The sequence below is a fragment of the Sphingomonas sp. GW821-FHT09E03 genome, assembly GCF_059416225.1.
Map to the genome: position 1 here is coordinate 705584 of NZ_JBWKOS010000001.1, position 24576 is coordinate 730159.

A 24576-nucleotide genomic window follows, 5' to 3' on the forward strand; every position below is an offset into this window, starting at 1 on the left:
TGCGGCGGCGATTGGCAATGCGCCGCGATCAGTGCGCGGCGACGCGCCGGGCCGCCTGGCCGGGTGGCAGAGAGCCCATCGGCAGATAACGGGCGGCGCTGCCGAGCAGGCGGACCAGCCGTTCCTCGCCGCGGCGGAGGCCGCGGCCATCCAGCTGGGGCAGAGCGTGGACCGGCGGCGGGATCATCTCCACCGCGGCACGGACGAGCAGGCGCTGGAGCCAGCGCAGCGGGGCGGGCAGGATCGGCGCCTGCGTCATGATGTCAAGGAAATCGGCGAGCACGGGCGTGCCGGTCAGCGTCGGCGCGGTGCGCGCGAGCAGCGCCTCCCATTCCGGCCAGGATCGCGGCGCCCCGGTGGCGCCGTAGAGAAGCGCGGCGGGTGCGGCCTCGGCAAAGGCGGTGGATCTCTCCGCCGGCGACAGCGGCTCGGCGAAGCGGCTGTACGCCTCGACAAAGCCGAAGCTCGCGGTCGCCTGAACCCAGTCGAGCAGGCGCGGATCGTTGGCGTGATAGGCCTGGCCGGCGGCATCGGTACCCGAGACCTTGCCGTGCATGCGCACCACCCGCGCGATCATCGCCTCGGCGGCGGTGCGCGGCCCATACACGGTGACCATCGCGGCAAAGCCGGTGCGGCGCAGGCGCATTCCCGGATCACGGCGGAAGCTGCTGTGATCCCAGACGCCTGCACAGACCGATGGCTCGGCGAGCTCGAGCAGCACCGCGGCGACGCCGCCGACGAACAGCGACACCGGGTTGCGGAACACCCGCCACGATATCGAATCGGCGCCGACCAAGGCGGGCTCGCCGGGCGGCTGGCTGAAATCCAACGCCAGCCCGGCGGGCGGGCGCATCAGCTCGGCCAGGGCGAGGCTCATCGCCGCGCCCCGACCCGAGACAGCATGGCCATCAGGCCGCGGCGCGCAGCCCGTGCTTGAGCTCGCGGGCGCGATCGTGGCCGCGCAGCACCGACTGATAGGCGTCGCGGATCACGCCCTGGGTGGCAGGCTCCATCTTGGCATCGTCGAGGGTGCGCTCGAACTCCTCCTTGAGGTAATCCTCGCCGCGCTCGACCTCGCTGGCGAGCGCGGTGTCGCCGCCGCCGAGCACGCGGCGCAGATCCTCGACGCGGCGATGGATGGTCGCGGCCGCGGAGCCGTAATCGGCCGGGGTGCCGCCGAGGCGGCGGCTTTCGTCCTGGAGCAGCGCCACGACCTGGCGTCGCTCCTGCGCCATGTCCGCGAAGAACGACGCGAACGCGCTGTCCTTGGCGTGTTCGGCCGAATGGTCATAACCCTTGATGCTGTCGATCGTGGTGACGATCAGGTCATCGAGCTTCGATACGGCGTGATTGTTCGACACGATGCTTCTCCTGGTGTGAAGATACCCGGGGACAACGTGGTGCGGCTCGGATCGTTGCTTACGAGAAAGACGGACGACACTTTGATGGTTACCGGATCGTCAACGATAAGTGCGCTTGATCTTGTCGATTCGGTGGCTTGGGTGCTCTTCTGCTTCGACCGCCCAGGCTAATCCGGCGGGGTTCCGGCCGCCGAGGAGACGGACTTTTTCCAGCTCTGTTCCCCTATCGTTCCGCTTCTGCTAGGGGGGCGGGATGGCGAAGATCCAGAAGCGTTATGTGTGCCAGGCCTGTGGGTCGGTGGCGTCGCGGTGGCAGGGGCAGTGCGCCGATTGTGCCGAGTGGAACACGCTGGTGGAAGAGGCCAATACCGCGGCGACGCCGTTCCACGCCAAGCATAACCTGCAATCGGGCGGGCGGGCGCTGCAGCTCGTCGGGCTTGATGCCGAGATCGCGCTGCCAGAGCGGATGACGACCGGGATCGCCGAGCTCGACCGCGCGCTCGGCGGCGGCTTCGTCGAAGGATCGGCGATCCTGATCGGCGGCGATCCGGGAATTGGCAAGTCGACGCTGCTACTCCAGGCGGCGGCAAAGATGGCGCTGGCGGGGATGAGCGTCGCCTATGTCTCGGGCGAGGAAGCGGCCGACCAGGTGCGGCTGCGCGCGCGGCGGCTGGGGCTCGGCCATGCGCCGGTGCAGCTCGCCTCGGCGACCTCGACGCGCGACATCCTCACCACCCTGGGGCTCGCCGCGCCGCCGGCGTTGCTGATCATCGATTCGATCCAGACCATGCACTCCGACCTGATCGAAGGCGCCCCCGGCACGGTGAGCCAGGTGCGCGCGTCGTCGCAGGAGTTCATCCGCTTCGCCAAGGAGCGCGGCACCGCGGTGGTGCTGGTCGGCCATGTCACCAAGGACGGCAGCATCGCCGGGCCGCGCGTGCTCGAGCATATGGTCGATACCGTGCTGAGCTTCGAGGGCGAGCGCAGCCACCAGTATCGCATCCTGCGCGCGATCAAGAACCGGTTCGGCGGTACCGACGAGATCGGCGTGTTCTCGATGCAGACCGAGGGACTGACCGAGGTCGCCAACCCGTCGGCGCTGTTCCTCACCCACCGCGACGAGGGCGTGACGGGAACCACGGTGTTCCCGGCGCTGGAAGGCACGCGGCCGGTGCTGGTCGAGATCCAGGCGCTGACCGTGCGGCTGGCGAGCGGGGCGACGCCGCGGCGCGCGGTGGTGGGCTGGGATTCGGGCCGGCTGGCGATGATCCTCGCGGTGCTCGAGGCACGCTGCGGGCTCTCCTTCTCGGCGTGCGAGGTCTATCTCAACGTCTCGGGCGGCTACAAGGTGCAGGACCCGGCGGCGGATCTCGCAGTGGCGGCGGCGCTGATCTCGGCTTTGTCGGAGCGGCCGATGCCGGTGGATTCGGTGGCGTTCGGCGAGGTCGCGCTGTCAGGCGAGGTGCGGCCGGTGGCGCATGGGCCGCTGCGCTTGAAGGAAGCGGGCAAGCTCGGCTTCGAGCGGGCAATGGTGCCGATCGGCATGGCCAAAGACGAAGGGCCGCTGCGGCTGTCGGGGTTCCGCTCGCTGGCGCAGTTCGTGGATCATATGCTCGGGCGGGGGTGAGGCTGGGGCTGGGGCTGGGGCGACGGCTTGGGCGGCGCTGGTGCTCCTGCTCCTCCATCGTCACCCAGCTTGCGCTGGGGCGACGGTAGGCGGCAGCGGGCAGTCCGGTCGGGGCACCCCTGTAACCCCACCCTAGCGATCCGGCGCGCGGGCCCCTATCAAGATCCCATGGGGCTTACCGCATTGGACATGATCGTGCTGATCGGCGTCGCGCTGGCGGCGTTGCTCGGGCTGAAGCGCGGCTTCGTCACCGAGGTGCTGTCGCTGTTCGCCTGGGTGGCGATCGTGGCGATGCTGAAGCTGTTCCACGTGCCGCTCGCGGCGATGCTGAGCCGCAGCATCGGCACCGTCTCGGGCGCGGCGGTGGCGGCGTTCGCGATCATCGCCGGCGTCACCTATCTCGGCGGCCGGCTGGTCGCGACCGCGATCGGCAACCGGACGCGGACCTCGGTGCTGGGTCCGGTCGATCGCGCGCTGGGCTTTGGGTTCGGTGCCTTGAAGGGCCTGATCCTCGCGAGCCTCGCGTTCCTGCTGACGACGCTGGTGATCGACACGGTCGGCGGTGGCCCGTCGCGGCGGCCGGCATGGATGACCAACTCGCGCACCTATCCCTTGCTCAACGCGACCAGCGCCAGCATCGCCGATTTCGTCGACCGCCGCCGCCGCGGGCTGCCAGTGTTCGGCAGCCGCACGCCATCCGCCGCCCACCCCGCCGCCGCCACCGCCGGCAACGAGAGCGACCCGTCATGACCGCGCCTTTGTACAATGCCGAGATCCTGCGGCTCGCCGCCTCGATCCCCCACCATGAGCGGCTGCCGGCGCCGATGGCAAGCGCCGAGCGGCGCTCGCCGATCTGCGGCAGCCGGGTGACGGTGGACGTCAGCGTCGACGCGGCGGGGCGGGTGAGCGACGTCGGGCTGCTGGTGCGCGCCTGTGCGCTCGGCCAGGCATCGTCGTCGCTGCTCGCCGCGCATGTGCTCGGGCGCACCCCCGAGGAGCTCGCCGCGGCGCGCGACGGGCTGACCGCCTGGCTGGCGCGCGAGGGCGCGGCGCCGGACTGGCCGGGGATGGACGTGTTCGCGCCGGCGCTCGATTATACCGCGCGCCACCCCTCGATCCGGCTCGCGTTCGAGGCCGCCGCCGAAGCCGCCGCGACCGCGCGGGCCACCGCCGACGGAGCGCCCGCGCATGCATGATGCCGCACCGGGATCGATGCTGCGCGACGGCATGGTGCTGCTCGGCGCCGGGCTGTTCTTCGTGCTGCTGTTCCGCCGGCTGGGGCTCGGCGCGACGCTGGGCTATCTGGTCGCAGGCGCGGTGGTCGGGCCGCATGTCCTCGGGCTGGTTGGCGATGCCGAGAGCAAGATGGGGATCGCCGAGCTCGGCATCACCCTGCTGCTGTTCCTCGTCGGGCTCGAGCTCAACCCGTCGCGATTGTGGCGGATGAAGCATGAGATCTTCGGGCTCGGGCTGATCCAGGTGACGCTGTGCGGGGTGGCGCTGACCGCGGTGGTGTGGCTGTTCGGGCGGTTCTCGCTGCCCGCGGCGCTCGCGCTGGGGCTGCCGCTGGCGCTGTCGTCGACCGCGCAGGTGCTGCCGATGCTGCAATCGGCGGGGCGGCTGCGCACGCCGTTTGGCGAGCGCGCCTTCTCGATCCTGCTGTTCCAGGACCTGTCGATCGTGCCGCTGATCACGATCGTCGCGGCGCTGAGCCGCAACCCGGCGGACGCCAACGCGCCGCCCGGCTGGCTGCTCGCGATCTACACGCTGGTGGCGGTTGGCGGGCTGATCCTCGCCGGGCGCTTCCTGCTGCGGCCGCTGTTCCGGCTGATCGGTAATCTCGGCGAGCGCGAGATGTTCGTGTTTGCCGGGCTGTTCACGGTGATCGCGAGCGCGGCGGTGATGGAGGCGCTGGGCCTGTCGACCGCGCTCGGCGCGTTCATCGCCGGCGTGATGCTCGCCGACAGCCCGTATCGCCACGAACTGGAGGCGGATGTCGAGCCGTTCCGCTCGATTCTGCTCGGGCTGTTCTTCCTCGCGGTCGGCATGCTGCTCGATCTCAACGCCATCGCCGAGCGGCCGGTGTTCGTGATCGCGATGGCATTGGCGCTGATCGCCACGAAGACGGCGGTGATCTCCGCGATCGGCATGGGCTTCAAGATGACCTGGCGCAGCGCGCTGGCGCTGGGGCTGCTGCTCAGCCAGGGCGGCGAGTTCGGCTTCGTGCTGTTCGCCCAGGCGCAGGCGGGCTATCTGGTCGCGCCCGAGGCGGTCAGCCTGTTCACCGCGATCATCACCGTGTCGATGGCGACCACGCCGTTCCTGATGGGCATCACCCGCCGCTTCCGCGAGGAGCCGGTGGCCAAGGACCAGCAGCGCGACGGGCCCAAGGCGGACGGCGCCAATGCGATCATCGTCGGCTACGGCCGGTTCGGCCAAACGGTTGGGCAGATGCTGAGCATGCAGGACATTCCGGTGACGCTGATCGACACCGATATCGAGATGATCGACATCGCCGGTGAGTTCGGCGCCAAGGTCTATTATGGCGACGGCACGCGGCTCGACCTGCTGCGTCAGGCCGGCGCCGCCGATGCCGAGATGATCTGCTTCTGCATGGATGGCGACCAGATCGAGCCCGACACGCTGGAAGGCGTGCACGAGGCCTTTCCCAAGGCGGCGATCTACGTGCGCGCATTCGACCGGCGGGCGCTGGTCAAGCTCAAGAAGGGGTCGGCCGATTATGTGGTGCGCGAGGTGCTCGAATCGGCGGTGAAGATGGCGCGGGTGGCGCTGCAGGGGCTCGGCGTCTCGACCGCCGACATCGACCGCGCCGAAAGCTCGTACCGCGCGCGCGACAAGGAGCGGCTGCGCATCCAGATCGAGGCGGGCGACATCCGTGCCGCGCGCTCGCTGGTCGCGGCGCAGCAGCCCTGGGGCAATGAGCCGCGATGATCGTCGCGATCCTGGCGGCGCTGTCCGGCGCGCTCGCGGTGGCGGCAGGGGCGTTCGGCGCGCATGGCGCCCACGGCGAGGCCGCCGAATGGCTCAAGACCGGCGGGCACTACCAGCTGATCCACGCGGTCGCGGCGCTGGTCGCGGTGCGGATGGAGGCGCGCGGGCCGGCGTGGCTGTTCGTGGTCGGTGGCGCGCTGTTCGCGGGCACGCTGTACCTAATGGCGATCGGTGCGCCGCGCTGGTTCGGCGCGATCACGCCGATCGGCGGCGCGCTGCTGATCGGCGGCTGGTTGTGGCTGGCATGGCGCCTGCGGGGGTAGGGGCCTCTCATTCGTCATGCTGAACTTGGTTCAGCATCCATGGCCGCACCGTTCCGCTTGGCCGAGAGGGCGGGCCATGAATCCTGAAACGAGTTCAGGATGACGAAGTTGATGGGTGGATTCGTGGAATTGCCGCGGCTGACGAACGGCCGTGCGATTGCACCGGGCGGCGGCAGCGACTATGCGGCCGGCATTCGCTTGGACCCGGTGAAATTCCGGGTGGCTATTCCGGCCGCCGATCCGCCGGACAACGCAATGCCCTGCACCTGACCCGCGCACCGCCTGGCGGCGCGCGCAGCGGCTCATGCGGACTTTCTCGATCATGACCTTCTCCTTCTCCCGCTACCGGAGCCAATGGTATGCCGGCCCCGCCGCCGCCCGCCGCGACGTGCTCGCCGGCATGGTCGGCACCTTTGCGCTGATCCCCGAGGTGATCGCCTTCTCGTTCGTCGCCGGGATCGATCCCGAAGTCGGCCTGTTCGCCTCGTTCGTGATCGGAATCGTGATCGCCTTCACCGGCGGGCGACCGGCGATGATCTCGGGCGCGGCAGGATCGGTGGCGCTGGTCGCCGCGGCGCTGGTCCATGCCCATGGCCTGCCGTATCTGCTCGCGGCGACCTTGCTTGCCGGGCTGTTCCAAGTCGGCTTCGGACTCGCCAAGCTGGACGTGCTGATGCGCTTCGTGTCGCGATCGGTGCGCACCGGTTTCGTCAACGCGCTGGCGATCCTGATCTTCTCGGCACAGGTGCCGCAGATGCTCGGCGTGAGCTGGCATACCTTTGCGATGATCGCGCTGGGGCTGGCGATCATCTATCTGGTGCCGCGCGTCACCAAGGCCATTCCCTCGCCGCTGATCTGCATCGTGGTGCTCACCGCGATCAGCATCTGGGTGCCGATGCCGCTGCGCACCGTCGCCGATCTCGGCCGGCTGCCGGCGTCGCTGCCGCACCTCGGCTGGCCGGGCGTGCCGCTGGACTGGGCGACGCTCGCGATCGTCGCGCCCTATGCGCTGGCGATGGCCGCGGTCGGCCTGCTCGAATCGATGATGACCGCGAGCGTGGTCGACGAGCTCACCGAGACTACCAGCCCCAAGGCAAAGGAATGCACCGGGCTCGGCCTCGCCAACATCGCCGCCGGCCTGTTTGGCGGGATCGCCGGCTGCGGGATGATCGGCCAGACGGTGGGCAACGTCCGCTATGGCGGGCGCGGGCGGCTGTCGACGCTGGTGGCGGGCGTGTTCCTGCTGGTGGTGATGGTGCCGCTGCGCCACTGGGTGGCGCAGGTGCCGGTGGCGGCATTGGTCGCGATCATGATCATGGTCTCGGCGAGCACCTTCTCATGGCGCTCGCTGCGCGACCTAGGTCGGCACCCCAAGGTATCGGGTGCGGTGATGCTGGCGACGGTGGCGGTGACGGTTGCGACGCACGACCTTGCCGCCGGCGTCGGCATCGGCGTGCTGCTGAGTGGGGTGTTCTTCGCGTTCAAGGTGACGCGGATGATGGACGTCGCAATCGGCTATGACGCGGCGAGCGATACCCGGGTCTACACGGTGAGCGGGCAGGTGTTCTTCGCCAGCGCCGCAATCTTCGCCGATCGCTTTGATCTGCGCGACAGCGCGCGCGCCGTCCGCATCGACCTGCGCGCCGCGCATTTGTGGGACATTACCGCGGTCGGCGCGCTCGAGGATGTGGTCGCGGCGATGCGCCGCCACGGCATCGTCGTCGAGGTGGTGGGGATGAACGAGGCGAGCGCGATCCTGGTCGACCGGCATGCGCCGCTGGTGACGGCGGGGTAGCCGCGCCGGCCGGCGGACAAGCCGGACGTAGTCATCGCTTGCAACCTGCCCCGTCTTCGTGGCGATAAAAACCGGCAATTGTTGCTGATCGAACGCAGTTCGCCACAATTCGTATATGTCGGACAAAATCGTGTTGCGACGCGGACACAATCATTTTAGCAGGAGCCGTTAGCCGCCAGACAACAATCGCGGCAATGAAGGGGAGAGGGTATGAAAGCGAAGGCACTTCTGTGCGCGTCCGTGGCGACCATGACCATGGCACTGGCGGGACTGACGCCGGCAACTGCACAGACGACGGATCAGGTGGCCACGAGCGCGAGCGATGTGCAGGCGACCGGGCAGGAGTTGCCCAAGCCGACCACCGCCTCCGACCAGAGTGCCGATCCAGCGACGCCCCAGCCTTCGACCCAGGAAAGCCCCACCGAAAGTAGCGGCGACATCATCGTCACCGGCCTTCGCCGCAGCCTCGAATCGGCGCAGACGATCAAGCGCACCTCCGACGGCATCGTCGACGCGATCGTTGCCGAGGATATCGGCAAGCTGCCCGACACCTTCGCCTCGTCGGCGCTGCAGCGTGTCGCCGGCGTCGCCGTGACCCGCGGTGGCGGCGAGTCGGCGGGTGTCACCGTGCGCGGCCTGCCCGATCTCACCACCACCTATAATGGCCGGCAGATCTTCACTGCCGAGGGGCGCTACGTCCAGATCCAGGATTTTCCCGCCGGTACGGTTGCCGCGCTGGAGGTGTACAAGTCGGGTCTTGCCAACCAGATCGAGGGCGGGATCGCCGGCGAGATCAACGTGCGCGGCCGTCGACCGTTCGATTTCAACGGCTTCGAGCTGTCCGGCTCGCTGAACGGCGTGCTCTCGCAGCAGTCCGAGAAGATCGTGCCCAACGGCAACCTGCTGATCAGCGATCGCTGGAACACCGGCATCGGCGAAATGGGGCTGCTGCTGAATGCGTCCTATGTCGGCATCAACTTCATGGATTCCTCGCGCGAACAGTCGGTGGTGATCGCCACAACCAATACGCCCAATGCAGACGGCACGGTGGGGAACAGCGCGCCCGGTGCCGCGGCGGGTCTCCGCTTCCCCGACGCGCAGGGCAATTTCCTCGGCTATGGCGCGCGCTATCGGCCGTCTGCCAATGCCGCCTTCCAGTGGAAGCCAACCTCCAACCTGGAGATCTACGCCGACGGCCTGTATCAGGGCTTCCGGTCGAAGGATTACAACCGCTGGATGTTCATCCCGAACTTCGGCGCAATCACGCTGACGGACGTGACCACCATCCCGGGCACCAACCAGATCGCCAGCGCGGTCGTGAGCGGCGCGGTGCGACCCGACGGCTATACCGGTTCGTTCAACGGCAAGACCGATACCTACCAGGGGGGCGTCGGCGCCAACTGGACCAAGGACCGGCTGCAGATCTCGGCCGATGTGGCCTATACCGACAGCACCTACACCGCCAATCTGGTCAACGTCGACTATGCCACGCGCGGCGTGCCGAGCCACTTCTCGAACTTCGACGTGTCGGCGGACAAGGATGGCGGCCCGTCGCAGACCTTCCTCAACTACAACATCGCCGATCCGGCCAATTTCGTCGCCCGTGGCCTATACCAGGAACTGACGGTGGTGAGCGGCAAGGACTGGCAGGCCCGCACCGACCTTTCCTACGACCTCGACCTCGGTTTCCTCAAGCGGCTGCAGCTCGGCGTACGCTATGACGATCGTGACGCCGCGCGCGATTTCGGCAGCATCTACAACAACGTCGCTATCCCCGGCGTCAACGGGGCGCCGAACGTCTTCTTCGAAGACCAGGCCATACCGCTGACCTCGCTTCCGGGGGCTGACGTGCGGACCACCCTGCCAGGCTTCACCTTCAACAATGCACAGCCGAACGTCGCCTATGCGGCGATGACCCGCGACAGCATCCGCGACAATCTGGCCGCGTTGCGCACCTTCTTCAAGGAGCCGGCAGGGACCGTCGCCTTCGATCCGCTGCAGCGCTTCCGGGCGAACGAAAAGTCCTACGCGGCTTATGCGCAGCTGAAATACGGCTTCGACCTCGGCGGCATCACCATCGACGGGCTGGCCGGCCTGCGCGCGGTGAAGACCAAGACTCGCGTCGATGCCACGTCGAACATCGACGGCGTGATCGCCCCGAGCACGGCCAAGAACGACTATACCGATTATCTGCCGAACGGCAGCGCGCGCATCGCGTTCACCGACAAGCTGCAGCTGCGGCTCGCCTATACCAAGACGCGGACCCGGCCGAACTTCATCGATCTGCGACCCAATCTGACATTGGGCACCCCGCCCACGTTCCCCGCAGGCAGCCCGTGCCTCGATCCGACGAGTTCGACCTACAACAGCCGCAATTGCGCGCGGGGCGGCTCGGAAGGCAATCCCGATCTGAAGCCGCTGACCTCGAACAACTACGACGTCAGCCTGGAATATTACTTCTCGCGCACGGGTTCGTTCACGGCGGCGGTATTCCGCCACGACGTCAAGGGCTTCCTGGCCACGGTCAACAACGTCTACCGTGATCCGACCTATGGACTGGTCGCGGTCGACCAGCCGGTCAATCTCGGTCGCACCCGTCTCCAGGGCGCGGAAGTGCAGTTTACGAGCTTCCTCGACATCAACGGGCTGCCCGAGTGGGCGAAGGGGTTCGGCGTCCAGGCCAACGGCACCTTCATCGATGCCAAGGGCGATCTCCAACCCAACTTCGGCGCCACCTACGACAACCAGCAGCAGCGCTTCCCCGGCGTGTCGAAATGGGCGTACAACGTAATCGCCCTGTACGAGAAGCCACGCTTCTCGGCGCGGCTCGCCTATAATTACCGCTCCGACTTCGTGTCCTATTATTCGCTGGAGACGTTCGACCCGATTGCGCATCCGACGATCGAAAAGGGTCGTGGGCAGCTCGACTTCTCGACGACGATGACCCCGCTGCCCAACATCACGCTGGCCTTCGACATCGTCAATCTGCTCGGCAACCCGATCCAGCGCGACCGCCAATATGACGACGGCAATTATCGCCGCCAGGTGCTGTATATCGAGCGGGCCTATTCGCTCGGCGTGCGCTTCCGGTTCTGACCGGGGCCATCACGGCTACCGTCGCGCCCGCCCGCTATCCCGGATTGCTGGGATGACGGGCGGCGTGGGCTGTGTTCAGCGCGGTTGCGCGTCGAGGAATTGCTCGACCACCGCGAGGTCGACATTCTTGTCGAGGTAGGTCTCGCCGATGCCACGGGCGAGGAGGAAGGGCAGGGTGCCCGCCGCCATCTTCTTGTCGTGGCGCATGTGCTCGACGAGGCGGGCGCCCGACGCGGCGATGCCGGCGGCGGCGAGCCCGTCGGGGAGGCCGACCTGGCGCCAATGGGCGGCGACGCGGCCGGCGTCCTGGCCGGTGCAGATGCCCTGGCTGGTGGAGAAGGCGAAGGCGAGCGCACAGCCGGCGGCGACGCCCTCGCCGTGGATCAGCGCTGACGAGAAACCGGCCTCGGCCTCGAGTGCATGGCCGAAGGTGTGGCCGAGGTTGAGCAACGCGCGGATGCCGTTGGTTTCATGCTCGTCGGCGGCGACGATCCGCGCCTTGGCGGCGACGGCATGCGCGATGGCATATTCGCGCGCGGGCAGGTCGCCGGCGAGGAGCTTGGCACCATTGGCCTCGCACCATTCGAAAAAACCAGGGTCGTCGATCAGACCGTATTTGACGACCTCGGCATAGCCGGCGCGCAGCTCGCGGGGCGGCAGCGTCTCCAGCACCAGCGGGTCGATCAGCACCAGCGCGGGCTGGTGGAAGGCGCCGATCAGATTCTTGCCGGCGCGGGTGTTGATCGCAGTCTTGCCGCCGACCGAGCTGTCGACCTGGGCGAGCAGCGTGGTGGGGATCTGGACGAAGCGACAGCCGCGCTTGAGGATTGCGCAGGCGAAGCCGACGAGGTCGCCGATCACGCCGCCGCCGAGCGCGATCACATGGTCGCCGCGCTCGATGCCGAGCGCGAGCAGCGCGTCGCACAGCGCCTCGAGCTGCGCCCAGCTCTTGGTCTTCTCGCCCGGCGGCAGCACGATCGCCTCGCTGGCAACCCCGGCGGCATCGAGCGACGCCTGGAGGGTGGCGAGATGGGGACGGACATGCTCGTCGGTGACGATCGCCATCCGCCGGCCGCGGGCGAGCGGGGCGAGATGCTCGGCGGCGCGGGCGAGCAGGCCCGCCTCGATATGTATCGGATAGCTGCGCGCGCCGAGCGACACGGTGATGGTGGTCATGCGGGGGGCGCCTTGGGTGTGATGGCCTTGAGGATGGCCTGCACGGTCGATTCGTGCGGGCCCTTGTTGCTGACGATGTGGATGTGCGCCTCGGCGTAGATCGGGTTGCGGACCGCGGCGAGCTCGGCGAGCACTTGGCGCGGGTTGCGGCCGCGCAGCAGCGGCCGGGTGTCGCGGCGGCCGACCCGCTCGGCGAGCACGTCGGGGTGGGCGTTGAGCCAGATCGCGGTGGCTTCGGCGAGGATCAGCGCGCGGGTCTCGTCGTTGATGAACGCGCCGCCGCCGGTGGCGATCACCTTGGGGCGGCCGTCGACCAGCCGGGCGATGACGCGGCGCTCGCCGTCGCGGAAATAGGGCTCGCCGAACCGCTCGAAGATCTCGGGGATGGTCATCCCCGCGGCTTCCTCGATGGCGTGGTCGGCATCGACGAACGGCAGGCGCAGCCGGCTGGCGAGGCGGCGGCCGACCGTGGACTTGCCGACGCCCATCAGCCCGACCAGCACGATCGGGCGTGCGGGTAGACCGTCGGGCCCGACCGGCCGGGGGTTGGCGCTTTGCAACATGGCTCAGCGCGCTATACAGCGGGCAACCGCCGGGCAACAGGCTCCGGCGGCGTCAGTTCACAAGGTTTGGTATGTCACGCTTCGCGATCTCGGTCATCGTCCTCGTCGTGGTGGTAGTGGGCGGGCTGTTCCTGCTGGCTGGCCGGGCCAGCGAGCGGCCGCAGACCCATGTCGAGAAGGCCGTGACGCTTGCGAATCTCAGCTAGCGCGCGCGCCGGCGTCGCGCTGCTGGCGCTGGTCGTCACCGGCGCCGTCGCCGGGCTGCCGGCCTTTGGCCAGGACAAGCCGCAGTCGATCCTGCCGCCGGGGTTTGGCGAGCCTGCCGCGCCGCCGGCGCCGACGCCGCGACCGACGGGCAACGCGCCGGCACCGGTGGCGACGCCAGGTGTGCCGCCGCTCGCGGCGGTGCAGCCGCTGCCGCTTCCCGCACCCAGTGTGACCCCGTCGCCGACGCCGACCCCGGCGACGATCGATCCCGCGGTGCTCGCGCAATATGAGATGCCGGTGTCGGCGCGGCGCTCGCTCGATCTGGTCGGACCGGCGGGACCCCGCGAGGGCGCGCTGGCGGCGGATGCGTTCGGCGATGCCGATGGGCGGTATCTCGAAGGGCTGATGCGGCGCACCGCGGCGCCGCTGCCGTCGCGCTGGCTGTCGATCCTGCTGCGGCGGACGCTGGCGGCGCAGGTACAGACGCCGACCAACCTCAACGGCGCCGACTTCGCCGCCGAGCGCGCCTGGCTGTTGCTGCGGATGGGCGAGGCGGTGGCGGCCCGCGCGGTGGTCCAGAGCGTCGACAACGCCCATTATACGGCCAAGCTCTACCAGGTGGCGATGAACACCGCGCTTGCGACCGGCGACCCGGCCGAGCTGTGCCCGCTCGCCGACGCGGCCCTCGCCACCACGCATGAGCGCGGCTGGACGATGGCGCAGGCGATCTGTGCCGGGCTGGTCGGCGAGCCGGCGCGCGCCAAGGCGCTGCTGACCGCGGCGCGGCGGCGCAACATCGCCACCGGGGTCGACCTGCAGCTGACCCAGAAGGTGGTCGGCGCCGGACCCAACGGCGGCCAGGCGGTGACGATCGAATGGGCCGGCGTGGACCGGCTGAGCGCGTGGCGGTTCGGCCTCGCCACCGCGACCGGCGTGGCGATCCCCGACGAACTGCTGGGATCGTCCGGCGCGCAGACGCGCTATTGGTATGCGCTGTCGCCGAGCATCCGGTTGGCCGATCGACTGGGATCGGCGGAAGCGGCGGCGGCGCAGGGCGTGCTGTCCTCGGCAGCGCTGGTCGATGCCTATGGCGCGGTTGATGCCGCGGACGACATGCCGAGCCAGGCCGCCGCAGCGGCGAACGACCTGCAGGCGGCCTATGCCGCGCCGACCTACGATGGGCGGGTGACGGCGATGCGGCAATTGTGGGGCGCGACCAGTGCCGATCCCGCTTATGCGCGGCTGGTGCTGACTGCGGGCGCCGCCGGGCGCCTGCCCGCTAGCACGGGCATCAACGATGCCGGCTGGTTGGTCGCATCGATGCTGTCGGCCGGGTTCGATCGCAGCGCGGCGCGGTGGTTGGACGCGGTGCCCGAAGGCAGCGACGCCTGGGCGATGATCCTGCTCGCCGATCCCGACCGTGACGCACGGCGCAGCTATCGCGACCTTTCCACCTATGCCGGCCACGGTGACGCCGCGTTCAAGCAGCGGCTGTTCTTTGCGGGGCTCGCCGGGCTCGGGCGATTGTCGCCCGAAGACGTCGAGCGGGCAGCGCAGGCGCTCGACGTGCGGGTCGGTGCCACCAACCGCTGGACCGAGGCGCTCGACCGCGCTGTCGCTGCCAACCAGCCGGGCACGGTGGTGCTGCTCGCCGCGATCGGCATGCAGACCTCGTCGTGGAAAGGCGTCGCGCCGGCAATGCTGTACCGGATCGTCAGCGCGCTGCGCGGCGTCGGGCTCGATGGCGAAGCGCGGATGATCGCCGCCGAGGCGATTGCGCGCGGCTGACGCGCCGAACCAACTATGCCGTTCGTGCTGAGCCTGTCGAAGCACATTGAGACTCATGCCCTTCGACAGGCTCAGAGCGAACGGAGGGGGGGCGGAAGAGTGATATGGCAAGGGAAGCGGGGGGCGGCGACATGGCGACGGATCGCGCGCTGATCGAACGGTTCCTCGAGATGCTGAGCGCCGAGGCCGGTGCGGCAGCGAACACCGTCGCCGCCTATCGCAGCGACCTCGCCTTGGCATCCGCCGCGATCGATGGTGGCCTCGCGACGGCGGATACCGCGGCGCTGCAGGCGCTGGCGGCGGACTGGATGCCGCTGGCGCGCTCGACGGTGGCGCGCAAATCGGCGGCGCTGCGCCGGTTCTTCGCCTTTCTCGCCGACGAGGGGCTGCGCGCCGATGATCCGGGCGCAGCGCTGCCGCGGCCGGGCACGGGCAGGTCGCTGCCCAAGGTGCTGAGCCATGCCGACGTCGACCGCCTGTTTGCCGTCATCGCCGAGCGCATCGGGGCGGCGCACCCCCTGGCCAACGACCTCAGGCTGTCGGCGCTGATCGAGCTGCTCTACGGATCCGGGCTGCGCGCCACCGAGCTGGTCAGCCTGCCGCGCAACGCGGTGGCGCCGGACCGGCCGTTCCTGATCCTCAAGGGCAAGGGCGGGCGCGAGCGGCTGGTGCCGATCTCCGACCGCGCCCGCGCCGCGGTGGCGGTGTGGCGCGATCACGTTGCCGCTGACCGCGCCTGGCTGTTCCCCTCAGGCAAGGGGCATCTGTCGCGGATCCGATTGTACCAGCTGGTCAAGGCGCTGGCGGCGGAGGCGGGCATCCCGCCCGACCGGGTCAGCCCGCACGTGCTGCGCCATGCCTTTGCCACCCATCTGCTCGAGGGCGGTGCCGACCTGCGTGCTTTGCAATCGATGCTCGGCCATGCCGATATCGCCACCACCGAGATCTATACCCATGTCGACGCCAGCCGGCTGGTGGAGCTGGTCAACACCCGCCACCCCCTCGCCGATGCGCCGCCTCGCCAAGCCTCCTCGTTGACGTAGCCGCGCGGCCCGCTTAACCGCCGCTCATGGTAAGTTTCCTCGACTTCGAGAAGCCGATCGCCGAGCTGCAGGGGCGGATTGATGAACTCCGCGACACCGCCGCCGAGGGCGAGGTGGATCTCGCCGCCGACATCGCCCGGCTTCAGGCAAAGTCCGACAAGCTGCTCAAGGACACGTTTGCCAAGCTGACGCCGTGGCAGAAGACGCAGGTCGCGCGCCACGCCGAGCGGCCGCACTTCAAGGAATATGCCGCCGGGCTGTTCGACGAGTTCGTGCCGCTGGCGGGCGATCGCGCCTTTGCCGACGACCAGGCGATCATGGGCGGCTTTGCCACCTTCCGCGGCCGCAAGGTGATGGCGATCGGCCATGAGAAGGGTGACGACACCGCAAGCCGGCTGCGGCACAATTTCGGCATGGGCAAGCCCGAGGGCTATCGCAAGGCGATCCGGCTGGTCGAACTCGCCGACCGCTTCGGGCTGCCGGTGGTGACGCTGATCGACACGATGGGGGCGTTCCCGGGCATCCAGGCCGAGGAGCGCGGCCAGGCCGAGGCGATCGCGCGCTCCACCGAGGCCTGCCTCAACGCCGGTGTGCCGGTGATCGCCGCGATCGTCGGCGAGGGCGGCTCGGGCGGCGCGGTGGCGTTCGCCGCGGGCAACCGCGTGCTGATGTTCGAGCATGCGATCTATTCGGTGATCAGCCCCGAGGGCTGCGCGTCGATCCTGTGGCGCACCGCCGACAAGGCCGCCGACGCCGCCGAAGCGATGCGCGTCACCGCGCAGGACCTCAAATCGTTCGGGGTGATCGATACCATCGTCACCGAGCCGCTCGGCGGGGCGCACCGCGCACCCAACGTGGCGATCGCGAGCCTGGGCGATGCGATCGAGGAGGCGCTGGCGGCGCTCGATGGCATGGACGCCAAGGCGCTGCGGCAGAGCCGGCGCGAGAAGTTCCTGGCAATGGGGCGGCTGTAGACGCGCCCACGGGTGGTCCGACTTGCTGGCTGATGGCCAGCGCCGGGTGGAGCGAGACGGCGGCCGATCTTAATGAAAAGGGCGGCGGAACCGTGGTTCCGCCGCCCTTCGCCTGTCTGGTAGAAGACAGTGCTTACGTGGCCGACATGTTGGTCGACACGTTGTTGAACGTGGTCTTGAGCTTGTTGCCCAGGCCCTGCATGGCGGCGATGGCGGCCACGGCGATCAGCGCAGCGATCAGGCCGTACTCGATCGCGGTCGCGCCCTTGGAGTTCTTGATGAACTTGCGAATGTTCTGCATTCCGGTCTCCATATTCAAAGCTTCAGTCACCCGGCTGGACCGGACGGACCGGAGCAGCCTGTGCTGGATACCGTGACGAGGTTGCCAAAGGTTTAAAGCGCCTGCGGATTTTACGGTCAGCTGGCCTGGTCGACCTTGGTGCTGACGTTGTTCCACATGCCGATCGTGGTGCTGGCGAGGTTCTTCAGCGCGACGATCATCGCGATCACGATCAGCGCGACGATCAGCCCATATTCAATTGCCGTGGCGCCGCGACTGTCGCGAAGAACGCGCGGCAGACGGGCGCGCAGTTGCTGGATGAGGCGGCGGCATGGCATGCGGGGTGATTACCGGAGGAGTGCTTAATGAATGGCTGACACGGCTGTCATGTTCTCGACCCTGCTGCCGGTGGTCGCCGCGGCGCTGATCGACGGCGAGGGCCGGGTGCTGCTCCAGCGTCGCCCCGACGGCAAGGAACTGGCCGGCCTGTGGGAGTTTCCCGGAGGCAAGATCGAGCCCGGCGAACGGCCCGAGGCGGCGCTGGTGCGCGAACTCGGCGAGGAGCTCGGCATTGTTGTCGATGTGGCTGACCTCACCCCGGCCGCCTTCGCCAGCGCCGATCTCGGGCGCCGGCACCTGCTGCTGCTGCTTTATGCCGTTTCCACGTGGCGGGGCGTGCCTCAGGCGCTGGAAGCGAGCGAGCTGTGCTGGGCGCTACCCGAGGATATGGCGGGTCTCGCGATGCCGCCGGCCGACCTGCCACTGGTCGAGGCGTTGATGCGACGGCAAATCGGGTGAACGTCCACTGAAGTCGCTCTAACTATGATCGTTAAACCAGGTAATGAAAGCAAATGTGCGTTACATTCCGTCGCGATCAATACACGGTTCGTCGCAGTCCTATAGTAAATAGTCAGTGAAGGGCATGCACTCGGCACTCACAAGAGGAGGCGCATCATGATTGCCAAATCCCTGTTGGCGCTAGCCGCTGCCGCGCTGGTGGCGGCACCAGTTGCGGCGGCACCGGCGAACCCGGCTGCCAGCCTGTCGGTCGCGAAATCGGCGCGGATCGGTACCCCGACGGCCAAGAAGAACAATCTTGCCGGTGGCGGCTTCATCATCGCGGCGATCGCAGTCGTGGCGGTGATCGCCGGCGTAATCATCATCGCCGACAGCGATGACGACGACGATTCGGACAGCAACTGAGCGTTTTCCTCGGCGAGCCACCACCCACGACCCAAGAGGCCGGCGGCTCGCCGTGGATTCGTGCTGTCCTGCGCGCCTGACAAGAGGGCGATGTCCTTGGTTGATCTAAGCGCTGCGCGCTTTGCGCCATTGCTGCGGCGATCCGACGGGCGCGGTGCTGGACTGCTTGCGCTTTCCGGCAAGGCCACATCTCGTGCCGCGCGACGGCCCTCGGCGGCAGCCCCGTGGGGAATTTACCCCGGCGGCCACGCGGGTGGTTGACCGGCCGGGAAAAACCTCCCATCAGCCGCCCTCCCACGCTCCTGAGGCCCGATGGCGGAGTGGTGACGCAGAGGACTGCAAATCCTTGCACCCGGGTTCGATTCCCGGTCGGGCCTCCACCTTCCAGCGCCGGGCGTGCCGTCAGCGGCGGTGCCGCAGCAGCGGCCGGAAGCGGATGCCGAGGCAGATCACCGTCGGCCAGAACATCGTGTTGACGATGTCCGACGAGGTGTCCTCCCAGCGCCACGAGCCGTAGTTGAGCCGGTCCATCAGCTCGTTCATCCCTTCGGCGAGCGCCACCACCGACAGCGGCACGAAGCTGCCGAGCGCACGGCGGCTGAGCACCCGTGCGATCATCAGCACCGCCATGCCGGCGTGGATGTGGAGCATCGTGTCGGGCAGGCCGGTGCCGTCGCCGATCCAATCGATGAAGCGGTGGTAATAAGCTGGGAGCATCGCCGCCCTCTACGGGCAAGACCGGCGGCGGGCCAGACGCAACGATTCTAGGCTTACCGGTCGCCGGCGCCTGAATGGCATTTTTGCTGGCGAGGACGCACCGGGCGCAGCATCCGCTTGGCGACGCCCCTGCTGCGCGGTACAGATCGGCTGACCAAGAAGTGTATTGCACAGCTAAGACAGTTGTGCGACAGGGGTAATCATGACGACCAGCTTCGATACTGCCGAGTTCCAAGGCGCCCTTTCGTCATCGTCGCAGGCGATGCGTACCGCGATGGTGTCCAGCCAGTTGCGCACCACCGCGGTGAGCGACCAACGCGTGATCGCGGCGATGGCGCGGGTGCCGCGCGAGGCGTTCGTGCCCGCCGAGCTGCGCGAGATCGCCTATCGCGACGCGCTGCTGCCGGTGAGCGGCGGGCGGACCATCAACCTGCCGATGGCGACCGGGCGGCTGCTCACCGAAGCCTATCTGCGTCCGACCGATCGGGTGCTGCTGATCGGCGCCGCGGGCGGCTATACCGCAGCGATCCTTGCCGAGATCGTCGCCCATGTCGTCGCGGTCGAGCAGGATCCGGCGCTGGTGGCGCTGGCGCGCGGGGCGCTGGCCGGCTTCGGCTCGGTCGAGCTGGTCGAGGCGCCGCTCACCGGTGGGCATCCCGCCAGTGGCCCCTATGACGTGCTGGTGATCGACGGCGCGGTCGAGGCGGTGTCCGATGCGCTGGTCGGCCAGGTAAGGTCCGACGGGCGCGTGGTCACCGGGCTGATCGATCACGGCGTGACGCGGCTCGCCAGCGGCCGCAAGACCGATGGCGGTTTCGGGCTCAGCGCTTTTGCCGACAGCGAATGCGCGAAGCTGCCGGGCTTTTCGACGCCGACAGGATTTCGCTTCTAGACTGATCCCGGGGGAGGGGAGGAGAATGACGACACGGCTTCTGCTCCTTGCCGGGGCAGCCTTGGTCTTGACCGGCATACCCGCCGGGGCGGAGACGCTGCGCGACGCGCTGGTCAAGGCTTACAAGGACAATCCGACGATCACCGCGCAGCGTGCAGCGCAGCGCGCGACCGACGAGAATGTGCCGATCGCGCGCGCCGCCGGGTTGCCGTCGATCAACCTCACCGGCAATTACACCGAAAATCTGTTCGCCGCCGATGGCAACAATGTGCTCAACGGCAACAACAGTTTCGCCAATCCGGCGCGCCAGCTGACCAGTTCGGGACAGGTGACGGTGCCGATCTACAATGGCGGCGGGGTGCGCAACGCGATCACCGCGGCCAAGACCCGGGTGGATGCGGGCCGGGCGACGTTGCGCGGCACCGAATCGGATCTCTTCACCGCGGTGGTGCAGTCGTACATGGACGTGATCCGCGACGAGGCGATCGTCGGGCTCAACCAGCAGAACGTCCACGTTCTCGAGGTCAATCTTCAGGCAAGCCGCGACCGCTTTCAGGTCGGCGATCTCACCCGCACCGACGTCGCCCAGTCCGAGGCGCGACTGGCGGTGGCGCGCGGGCAGCTGCAATCGGCCGAGGCGAGCCTGATCACCAGCCGCGAGACCTATATCCGCGTGATCGGCACCCCGCCGGCAACGCTCGAGGAGCCGCCGGCGATTCCGGGGCTGCCGGCGACGCCGCAGATCGCGGTGACCACCGCGCTGCGCGACAGCCCGCAGCTGCTGGCATCGCAACGGCTGCGCGATGCCACCCGCTATGACATCGATGTCGCCAAGGCTGGCCGGCTGCCGCAAATATCGATCGGCGGCGGCGGCAATTACTATAATTACCTCGGCGCTCTCGGCGCCGGCAGCGGCATCCGCGTCGGCCAGTCCGGCACCTCGGGAACGCTGGGGGTGGGCGTGACCGTGCCGCTGTTCCAGGGCGGCCGGGTCGGCGCGCAGGTCCGCCAGGCGGAGGCGCTGCGCTCGCAGGCGATCGAGAACGCCACCGCCACTGAGCGTACGGTGATCGCGCAGACCCGATCGGCCTATGCGGCCTGGACCTCGGCGCAGCAGGTGATCCAGTCGTCGGAAGTCGCGGTCAACGCCAACAAGCTCAGCCTGGAGGGTGTGCGCGCCGAGAACGGCGTCGGCAACCGCACCATCCTCGACATCCTCAACGCCGAGCAGGAATTGCTCAACAGCCAGGTGACGCTGGTGACGGCGCGACGCGACGCCTATGTCGCCGGCTTCGCGTTGCTCGCGGCGATGGGCAATGCCGAGGCGCGCGATCTGGGGCTGGACGGCGGCGCGCTGTACGATCCGGTGGCGAACTACAACCGCGTCCATCACAAGATCAGCGATTTCTCCAGCGACGGGGAGCCGGCGGCAGTGGCGACCTCGACCGCGGCGAGCCCTGCGCAAAATGCCACAGTCACAAAGCCATCGGATCCTTTGCTCGATACGCCGGTTGACAGGAGCCCGGCATTGACGACAGGTGCTGACGCACCGAGCCGCCGTTAGGGCGGGTCGCACAGGGGTGAGCAGGGCGATGGGAGATTTGAGCGTCGAACCGTCGATGGAAGAGATTCTGTCGTCGATCAAACGGATCATCGCCGAGGAGGGGGACGGCAGCCAGCCGCGCACCCGCCGCGCGCCGCGCGCCGCGCCGCCACCCGTCGTCGACGCCGACTATGACGATGACGACAGCGAAGTGCTCGAACTCAGCGATCCCATTCCCGAGCCGATCGCGCGCGCCGAGCCGGCGCCCGCGCCGCGCGTTCCGCCCCATCTGCAGCCGGTGAAGGCCCCCAAGGCAGCGGCGCCCGCGCCGGCGCCATCCATCCCGCAACAGGAGCCAGAGGCGCTTGCGCCCAAGCCAGCCATGACCAGCCAGCAGCCCGAATCCATCCTGTCGCAACAGACTGCCGCGGCGAGCCTCGGCGCGCTCGAGACGCTCAGCAAGCTGATCACCAAGCCCGATGCCAATGGCGACGGCACGCTGGAGGGTCTGGTTCGCGAGATGCTGCGGCCGATGCTGCGCGACTGGCTCGATGCCCATCTGCCCGACATGGTCGAGACCATCGTCGCGCGCGAGATCGCCAAGCTTACCGCGCAGGTGCGCTGAGGACGAGGCCCGACGGCTGGCGTGGCGGGGTTTCCGCTGCGTCCGCTCGATCGACTGTCATACTGAACTTGTTTCAGCATCGATCACCTGCCGCTTCTGCAAGCTCGCGGCCGGCGATGGGCCATGGATCCTGAAACAAGTTCAGAATGACGGTCGGCTGGGATAAGCGCCAGAGCCCCGCGGCGCGTCGTTGCCCGGCTGATCGCGATCTGCTTTACCTGGGACATGAAGAAGACCCTCGCGGCGAGCCTGCTCGCCCTCACGCTCGCGGCACCCGCTGCCGCCCGCCAGCTGACCATCGACGATGTCACCACGCTCAGCCGGATCGGCGCGCCGACCGTGTCGGCGGACGGCCGCTGGCTGGTGTGGGCGCAGCGCGAGACCGATCTCGCCGCCAACCGCGGTCGCTATGACCTGTGGAAGCTCGACCTGGCGCGCAAGGGGTCTCGCCCCGAGAAGCTGCTCGCCGAACCCGAGGTAAACGAGAATGCGCCGCAGATCGTCGGCAGCACCGTCTATTTCCAGTCGGACAAGGGCGGCGACGACGCCCTCTGGTCGATTCCGGTGGCCGGCGGTGCGCCGCGCAAGCTGACCGGGTTCCAGGGCGGGTTCGCCGGCTTCAAGGTATCACCGGCGGCTGACAAGGTGCTGATCTTCGCCGATCGGCTGCCCAACGCGCCGAGCCTGGCGCCGGCGCTCGCCAAGAAAGATCCCGGCGCCGGCGAGGCGCGCGTCTATGACAAATTGTTCGTGCGCCACTGGGATACATGGGCGGACGGCACCCACTCGCAGTTGTTCGTGCTGCCGCTGACGTCGGCCGGCGCGCCGGGCGACGGCGTCGCGATCGAGCATGGGCTGGATGGCGACGCGCCGTCGCGCCCCTTTGGCGGGGCCGAGGAAACCGCATGGAGCGCGGACGGCAAGACCGTCTATTTCGCGCTGCGCGTCGCCGGCACCAACGAGCCGCGCTCGACCAATCTCGACATCTGGGCGACGCCCGCGGATGGCTCGGCGGCGCCGGTCAACCTGACCGCCGCCAACCAGGCGACCGACACGCTGCCGACGGTGTCGCCCGACGGCCGCAGCCTCGCCTGGGTGGCGATGAAGCGGCCGGGGTTCGAAGCCGATCGGCAGGTGCTGATGGTGCGCGATCTCGCCAGCGGCCAGGTGCGTGCGCTGACCGAGGGGTGGGACCGGTCGGTCGGGTCGATCAACTGGTCGGCCGATTCGAAGAAGATCTACGTCACCGCGCAGGATACGCAGGAAAACCCCTTGTGGTCGGTCGATGCGGCGAGCGGCAAGCCGACGCGGTTGACCGGGCAGGGCCATGTCTCGGGCGTGGCGGTGACGCCGAAGGGCGTGGTGTTCTCGATGAACAGCCTGGTCGCGCCCGATGATTTCTACAGCCTGGCGGGCAAGGGCCGGCCGGTGCGGCTGACCAGCGTCAACGCTGCCCGGCTTGCCGGAATCGACATGCCGAGCGTCTCGCGCTTCAACTTCGTCGGGGCGCATGGCGACACCGTCTGGGGCTATGCGGTAAAGCCCTATGGCAGCACCGGCAAGGTGCCGGTCGCCTATATGGTCCATGGCGGGCCGCAGGGATCGAGCGACAACAGCTGGTCGTATCGCTGGAACCCGGCGGTGTTCGCCGGGGGTGGCTACGGGCTGGTCGCGGTCGATTTCCATGGGTCGACGGGTTACGGCCAGGCCTTCACCGACGCGATCAGCAACAATTGGGGCGGCTGGCCGCTCGAGGACCTGCAGAAGGGGCTCGCCGCGGCGACCGCCAAGTTCGGCTGGCTCGACGGGGACCGCGCCTGCGCGCTCGGGGCGTCCTATGGCGGCTATATGATGAACTGGATCGAGGGCCGCTGGGCGGATCGGTTCAAGTGCATCGTCCAGCATGACGGCGTGTTCGACGCCCGCGCCATGGCGTACGAAACCGAGGAACTCTGGTTCGACGAATGGGAGCATGGCGGCAAGGCCTATTATGAGGACCCCGCGGCGTTCGAGAAATGGAACCCGGTGAACTACGTCCAGGACTGGAAGACGCCGATGCTGGTGATCACCGGCGAGAAGGACTTCCGTATCCCCTATACCCAGGGGCTGGCGGCGTTCACCGCGCTGCAGCGGCGCGGCATCCCGTCACGGCTGGTGGTGAACCCGAACGAGAACCATTGGGTGCTCAAGCCCGCCAACAGCCGGCAATGGTATCGCGAGGTGCTGGGCTGGATGGATAAGTGGACGGGGAAGTAGGCGTTCCATATCCGATGTTGCTCTGGCCCCTGCCTGACGCCGTCACGTCAGCGAAAGCTGGGGTCTCGTGGGGCACGGGCGGACAGGAGCCGCTTGAGGTCCCAGCGTTCGCTGGGGTGACGGATCGGTGCGGTGGTAGCGGATGAGGGCCGAGC

The 24576-nt window shown here is 68.5% G+C and carries 25 protein-coding genes, 1 tRNA gene and 1 other annotated feature; of the genes, 19 read left to right on the plus strand and 7 right to left on the minus strand.

The features are described from left to right. Positions 1–28: 28 nt before the first annotated feature. Positions 29–877 carry an oxygenase MpaB family protein gene (locus AC07M8_RS03735; protein WP_495173039.1) on the minus strand — a complete coding sequence of 283 codons (849 nt, stop codon included), beginning with the start codon at positions 875–877 and terminating at the stop codon, positions 29–31. Between the two features lie 31 nt (positions 878–908). Then, a complete protein-coding gene (locus tag AC07M8_RS03740) occupies positions 909–1361 on the minus strand; it encodes a ferritin-like domain-containing protein (protein WP_495173040.1) in 453 nt (150 codons plus the stop codon). 253 nt (positions 1362–1614) lie between these two features. Here AC07M8_RS03740 and radA point away from each other — a divergent pair, with 253 nt between their 5' ends. From radA to AC07M8_RS03780, 8 genes are all read left to right on the plus strand, one after another. After that, on the plus strand, positions 1615–2988 hold the full coding sequence (radA, locus tag AC07M8_RS03745) for a DNA repair protein RadA (protein WP_495173041.1): 1374 nt from the start codon (positions 1615–1617) through the stop codon (positions 2986–2988). Positions 2989–3156: 168 nt separating this feature from the next. Continuing rightward, entirely contained in the window at positions 3157–3738 is a 582-nt protein-coding gene (locus AC07M8_RS03750) for a CvpA family protein (protein WP_495173042.1), read from the plus strand. Next, positions 3735–4184, plus strand: a complete 450-nt coding sequence (locus tag AC07M8_RS03755) for an iron-sulfur cluster assembly scaffold protein (protein ID WP_495173043.1) — start codon at positions 3735–3737, stop codon at positions 4182–4184. The genes AC07M8_RS03750 and AC07M8_RS03755 overlap by 4 nt, the downstream gene beginning before the upstream one ends. Then, entirely contained in the window at positions 4177–5940 is a 1764-nt protein-coding gene (locus AC07M8_RS03760) for a cation:proton antiporter domain-containing protein (RefSeq protein ID WP_495173044.1), read from the plus strand. Before AC07M8_RS03755 ends, AC07M8_RS03760 begins: the two co-directional genes overlap by 8 nt. Next, a complete protein-coding gene (locus AC07M8_RS03765; protein ID WP_267396162.1) occupies positions 5937–6263 on the plus strand; it encodes a DUF423 domain-containing protein in 327 nt (108 codons plus the stop codon). The genes AC07M8_RS03760 and AC07M8_RS03765 overlap by 4 nt, the downstream gene beginning before the upstream one ends. Positions 6264–6362: 99 nt before the next feature. Then, positions 6363–6533 (plus strand): hypothetical protein, encoded by a 171-nt coding sequence (locus tag AC07M8_RS03770; protein WP_495173045.1) that lies wholly within the window; start codon positions 6363–6365, stop codon positions 6531–6533. After that, positions 6461–6516, plus strand: a sequence feature (sul1 is cis-regulatory element that is thought to sense ions involved in sulfur or methionine metabolism; They are found in Alphaproteobacteria). It overlaps the preceding gene by 56 nt. A gap of 52 nt (positions 6534–6585) precedes the next feature. After that, positions 6586–8058, plus strand: coding sequence for a SulP family inorganic anion transporter (locus tag AC07M8_RS03775; protein WP_495173146.1), 1473 nt, complete (start codon positions 6586–6588; stop codon positions 8056–8058). A 249-nt stretch (positions 8059–8307) separates the two neighbouring features. Next, positions 8308–11154 carry a TonB-dependent receptor gene (locus AC07M8_RS03780; protein ID WP_495173147.1) on the plus strand — a complete coding sequence of 949 codons (2847 nt, stop codon included), beginning with the start codon at positions 8308–8310 and terminating at the stop codon, positions 11152–11154. 75 nt (positions 11155–11229) lie between these two features. Here AC07M8_RS03780 and aroB read toward each other — a convergent pair whose 3' ends face one another. Beyond that, on the minus strand, positions 11230–12330 hold the full coding sequence (gene aroB / locus AC07M8_RS03785; RefSeq protein ID WP_495173046.1) for a 3-dehydroquinate synthase: 1101 nt from the start codon (positions 12328–12330) through the stop codon (positions 11230–11232). After that, on the minus strand, positions 12327–12893 hold the full coding sequence (locus AC07M8_RS03790) for a shikimate kinase (RefSeq protein ID WP_495173047.1): 567 nt from the start codon (positions 12891–12893) through the stop codon (positions 12327–12329). Before AC07M8_RS03790 ends, aroB begins: the two co-directional genes overlap by 4 nt. Before the next feature lie 71 nt (positions 12894–12964). Here AC07M8_RS03790 and AC07M8_RS03795 point away from each other — a divergent pair, with 71 nt between their 5' ends. The 4 genes from AC07M8_RS03795 to AC07M8_RS03810 all read left to right on the plus strand — a co-directional run bounded on the left by AC07M8_RS03795 (position 12965) and on the right by AC07M8_RS03810 (position 16905). Further along, complete coding sequence (locus AC07M8_RS03795) at positions 12965–13099, plus strand: hypothetical protein (RefSeq protein WP_267396166.1); 135 nt, start codon at positions 12965–12967, stop codon at positions 13097–13099. Next, the gene (locus tag AC07M8_RS03800; RefSeq protein ID WP_495173048.1) at positions 13083–14888 is read left to right on the plus strand and encodes a hypothetical protein; all 1806 of its coding nucleotides are present in this window, start codon (positions 13083–13085) and stop codon (positions 14886–14888) included. The genes AC07M8_RS03795 and AC07M8_RS03800 overlap by 17 nt, the downstream gene beginning before the upstream one ends. Positions 14889–15019: 131 nt before the next feature. After that, a complete protein-coding gene (locus AC07M8_RS03805; protein ID WP_495173049.1) occupies positions 15020–15931 on the plus strand; it encodes a tyrosine recombinase in 912 nt (303 codons plus the stop codon). Positions 15932–15957: 26 nt separating this feature from the next. Further along, entirely contained in the window at positions 15958–16905 is a 948-nt protein-coding gene (locus AC07M8_RS03810) for an acetyl-CoA carboxylase carboxyltransferase subunit alpha (protein WP_495173050.1), read from the plus strand. Positions 16906–17038: 133 nt separating this feature from the next. Here the strand turns inward: AC07M8_RS03810 and AC07M8_RS03815 are convergent, their stop codons facing one another. Next, on the minus strand, positions 17039–17206 hold the full coding sequence (locus AC07M8_RS03815; protein WP_495173051.1) for a Flp family type IVb pilin: 168 nt from the start codon (positions 17204–17206) through the stop codon (positions 17039–17041). Positions 17207–17322: 116 nt separating this feature from the next. Further along, positions 17323–17523, minus strand: coding sequence for a Flp family type IVb pilin (locus AC07M8_RS03820; protein WP_495173052.1), 201 nt, complete (start codon positions 17521–17523; stop codon positions 17323–17325). 31 nt (positions 17524–17554) lie between these two features. On the opposite strand from AC07M8_RS03820, the gene AC07M8_RS03825 reads away from it, so the two are divergent. From AC07M8_RS03825 to AC07M8_RS03835, 3 genes are all read left to right on the plus strand, one after another. Then, on the plus strand, positions 17555–17983 hold the full coding sequence (locus AC07M8_RS03825) for a (deoxy)nucleoside triphosphate pyrophosphohydrolase (RefSeq protein ID WP_495173053.1): 429 nt from the start codon (positions 17555–17557) through the stop codon (positions 17981–17983). 156 nt (positions 17984–18139) lie between these two features. Then, entirely contained in the window at positions 18140–18388 is a 249-nt protein-coding gene (locus AC07M8_RS03830; RefSeq protein ID WP_495173054.1) for a hypothetical protein, read from the plus strand. A 306-nt stretch (positions 18389–18694) separates the two neighbouring features. After that, positions 18695–18768, plus strand: a tRNA-Cys gene (locus AC07M8_RS03835). A gap of 22 nt (positions 18769–18790) precedes the next feature. Here the strand turns inward: AC07M8_RS03835 and AC07M8_RS03840 are convergent. Then, positions 18791–19105: a hypothetical protein gene (locus AC07M8_RS03840; RefSeq protein WP_495173055.1), complete on the minus strand. Its 315-nt coding sequence runs from the start codon at positions 19103–19105 to the stop codon at positions 18791–18793. Positions 19106–19307: 202 nt separating this feature from the next. On the opposite strand from AC07M8_RS03840, the gene AC07M8_RS03845 reads away from it, so the two are divergent. The 4 genes from AC07M8_RS03845 to AC07M8_RS03860 all read left to right on the plus strand — a co-directional run bounded on the left by AC07M8_RS03845 (position 19308) and on the right by AC07M8_RS03860 (position 24421). Beyond that, positions 19308–19997, plus strand: coding sequence for a protein-L-isoaspartate O-methyltransferase family protein (locus tag AC07M8_RS03845; protein ID WP_495173056.1), 690 nt, complete (start codon positions 19308–19310; stop codon positions 19995–19997). A gap of 25 nt (positions 19998–20022) precedes the next feature. Further along, positions 20023–21561, plus strand: a complete 1539-nt coding sequence (locus tag AC07M8_RS03850) for a TolC family outer membrane protein (protein ID WP_495173057.1) — start codon at positions 20023–20025, stop codon at positions 21559–21561. Between the two features lie 28 nt (positions 21562–21589). Then, complete coding sequence (locus AC07M8_RS03855) at positions 21590–22165, plus strand: DUF2497 domain-containing protein (RefSeq protein ID WP_495173058.1); 576 nt, start codon at positions 21590–21592, stop codon at positions 22163–22165. Positions 22166–22390: 225 nt separating this feature from the next. Further along, positions 22391–24421 (plus strand): S9 family peptidase, encoded by a 2031-nt coding sequence (locus tag AC07M8_RS03860; protein WP_495173059.1) that lies wholly within the window; start codon positions 22391–22393, stop codon positions 24419–24421. Positions 24422–24576: the final 155 nt, after the last annotated feature.

What these genes read in the sequence shown, in the direction of transcription:
- AC07M8_RS03795 (WP_267396166.1), top strand. Translation starts at nt 12,965, where the DNA reads ATGTCACGCTTCGCGATCTCGGTCATCGTCCTCGTCGTGGTGGTAGTG.
- AC07M8_RS03855 (WP_495173058.1), top strand. Translation starts at nt 21,590, where the DNA reads ATGGGAGATTTGAGCGTCGAACCGTCGATGGAAGAGATTCTGTCGTCG.
- AC07M8_RS03750 (WP_495173042.1), top strand. Translation starts at nt 3,157, where the DNA reads ATGGGGCTTACCGCATTGGACATGATCGTGCTGATCGGCGTCGCGCTG.
- AC07M8_RS03840 (WP_495173055.1), bottom strand. Translation starts at nt 19,105, where the DNA reads ATGCTCCCAGCTTATTACCACCGCTTCATCGATTGGATCGGCGACGGC.
- AC07M8_RS03860 (WP_495173059.1), top strand. Translation starts at nt 22,391, where the DNA reads ATGAAGAAGACCCTCGCGGCGAGCCTGCTCGCCCTCACGCTCGCGGCA.
- AC07M8_RS03790 (WP_495173047.1), bottom strand. Translation starts at nt 12,893, where the DNA reads ATGTTGCAAAGCGCCAACCCCCGGCCGGTCGGGCCCGACGGTCTACCC.
- AC07M8_RS03805 (WP_495173049.1), top strand. Translation starts at nt 15,020, where the DNA reads ATGGCGACGGATCGCGCGCTGATCGAACGGTTCCTCGAGATGCTGAGC.
- AC07M8_RS03810 (WP_495173050.1), top strand. Translation starts at nt 15,958, where the DNA reads ATGGTAAGTTTCCTCGACTTCGAGAAGCCGATCGCCGAGCTGCAGGGG.
- AC07M8_RS03775 (WP_495173146.1), top strand. Translation starts at nt 6,586, where the DNA reads ATGACCTTCTCCTTCTCCCGCTACCGGAGCCAATGGTATGCCGGCCCC.
- AC07M8_RS03850 (WP_495173057.1), top strand. Translation starts at nt 20,023, where the DNA reads ATGACGACACGGCTTCTGCTCCTTGCCGGGGCAGCCTTGGTCTTGACC.
- AC07M8_RS03845 (WP_495173056.1), top strand. Translation starts at nt 19,308, where the DNA reads ATGACGACCAGCTTCGATACTGCCGAGTTCCAAGGCGCCCTTTCGTCA.
- AC07M8_RS03755 (WP_495173043.1), top strand. Translation starts at nt 3,735, where the DNA reads ATGACCGCGCCTTTGTACAATGCCGAGATCCTGCGGCTCGCCGCCTCG.
- AC07M8_RS03780 (WP_495173147.1), top strand. Translation starts at nt 8,308, where the DNA reads ATGACCATGGCACTGGCGGGACTGACGCCGGCAACTGCACAGACGACG.
- AC07M8_RS03815 (WP_495173051.1), bottom strand. Translation starts at nt 17,206, where the DNA reads ATGCAGAACATTCGCAAGTTCATCAAGAACTCCAAGGGCGCGACCGCG.
- AC07M8_RS03820 (WP_495173052.1), bottom strand. Translation starts at nt 17,523, where the DNA reads ATGCCATGCCGCCGCCTCATCCAGCAACTGCGCGCCCGTCTGCCGCGC.
- AC07M8_RS03765 (WP_267396162.1), top strand. Translation starts at nt 5,937, where the DNA reads ATGATCGTCGCGATCCTGGCGGCGCTGTCCGGCGCGCTCGCGGTGGCG.
- radA (WP_495173041.1), top strand. Translation starts at nt 1,615, where the DNA reads ATGGCGAAGATCCAGAAGCGTTATGTGTGCCAGGCCTGTGGGTCGGTG.
- aroB (WP_495173046.1), bottom strand. Translation starts at nt 12,330, where the DNA reads ATGACCACCATCACCGTGTCGCTCGGCGCGCGCAGCTATCCGATACAT.
- AC07M8_RS03770 (WP_495173045.1), top strand. Translation starts at nt 6,363, where the DNA reads ATGACGAAGTTGATGGGTGGATTCGTGGAATTGCCGCGGCTGACGAAC.
- AC07M8_RS03825 (WP_495173053.1), top strand. Translation starts at nt 17,555, where the DNA reads ATGGCTGACACGGCTGTCATGTTCTCGACCCTGCTGCCGGTGGTCGCC.
- AC07M8_RS03760 (WP_495173044.1), top strand. Translation starts at nt 4,177, where the DNA reads ATGCATGATGCCGCACCGGGATCGATGCTGCGCGACGGCATGGTGCTG.
- AC07M8_RS03830 (WP_495173054.1), top strand. Translation starts at nt 18,140, where the DNA reads ATGATTGCCAAATCCCTGTTGGCGCTAGCCGCTGCCGCGCTGGTGGCG.
- AC07M8_RS03735 (WP_495173039.1), bottom strand. Translation starts at nt 877, where the DNA reads ATGAGCCTCGCCCTGGCCGAGCTGATGCGCCCGCCCGCCGGGCTGGCG.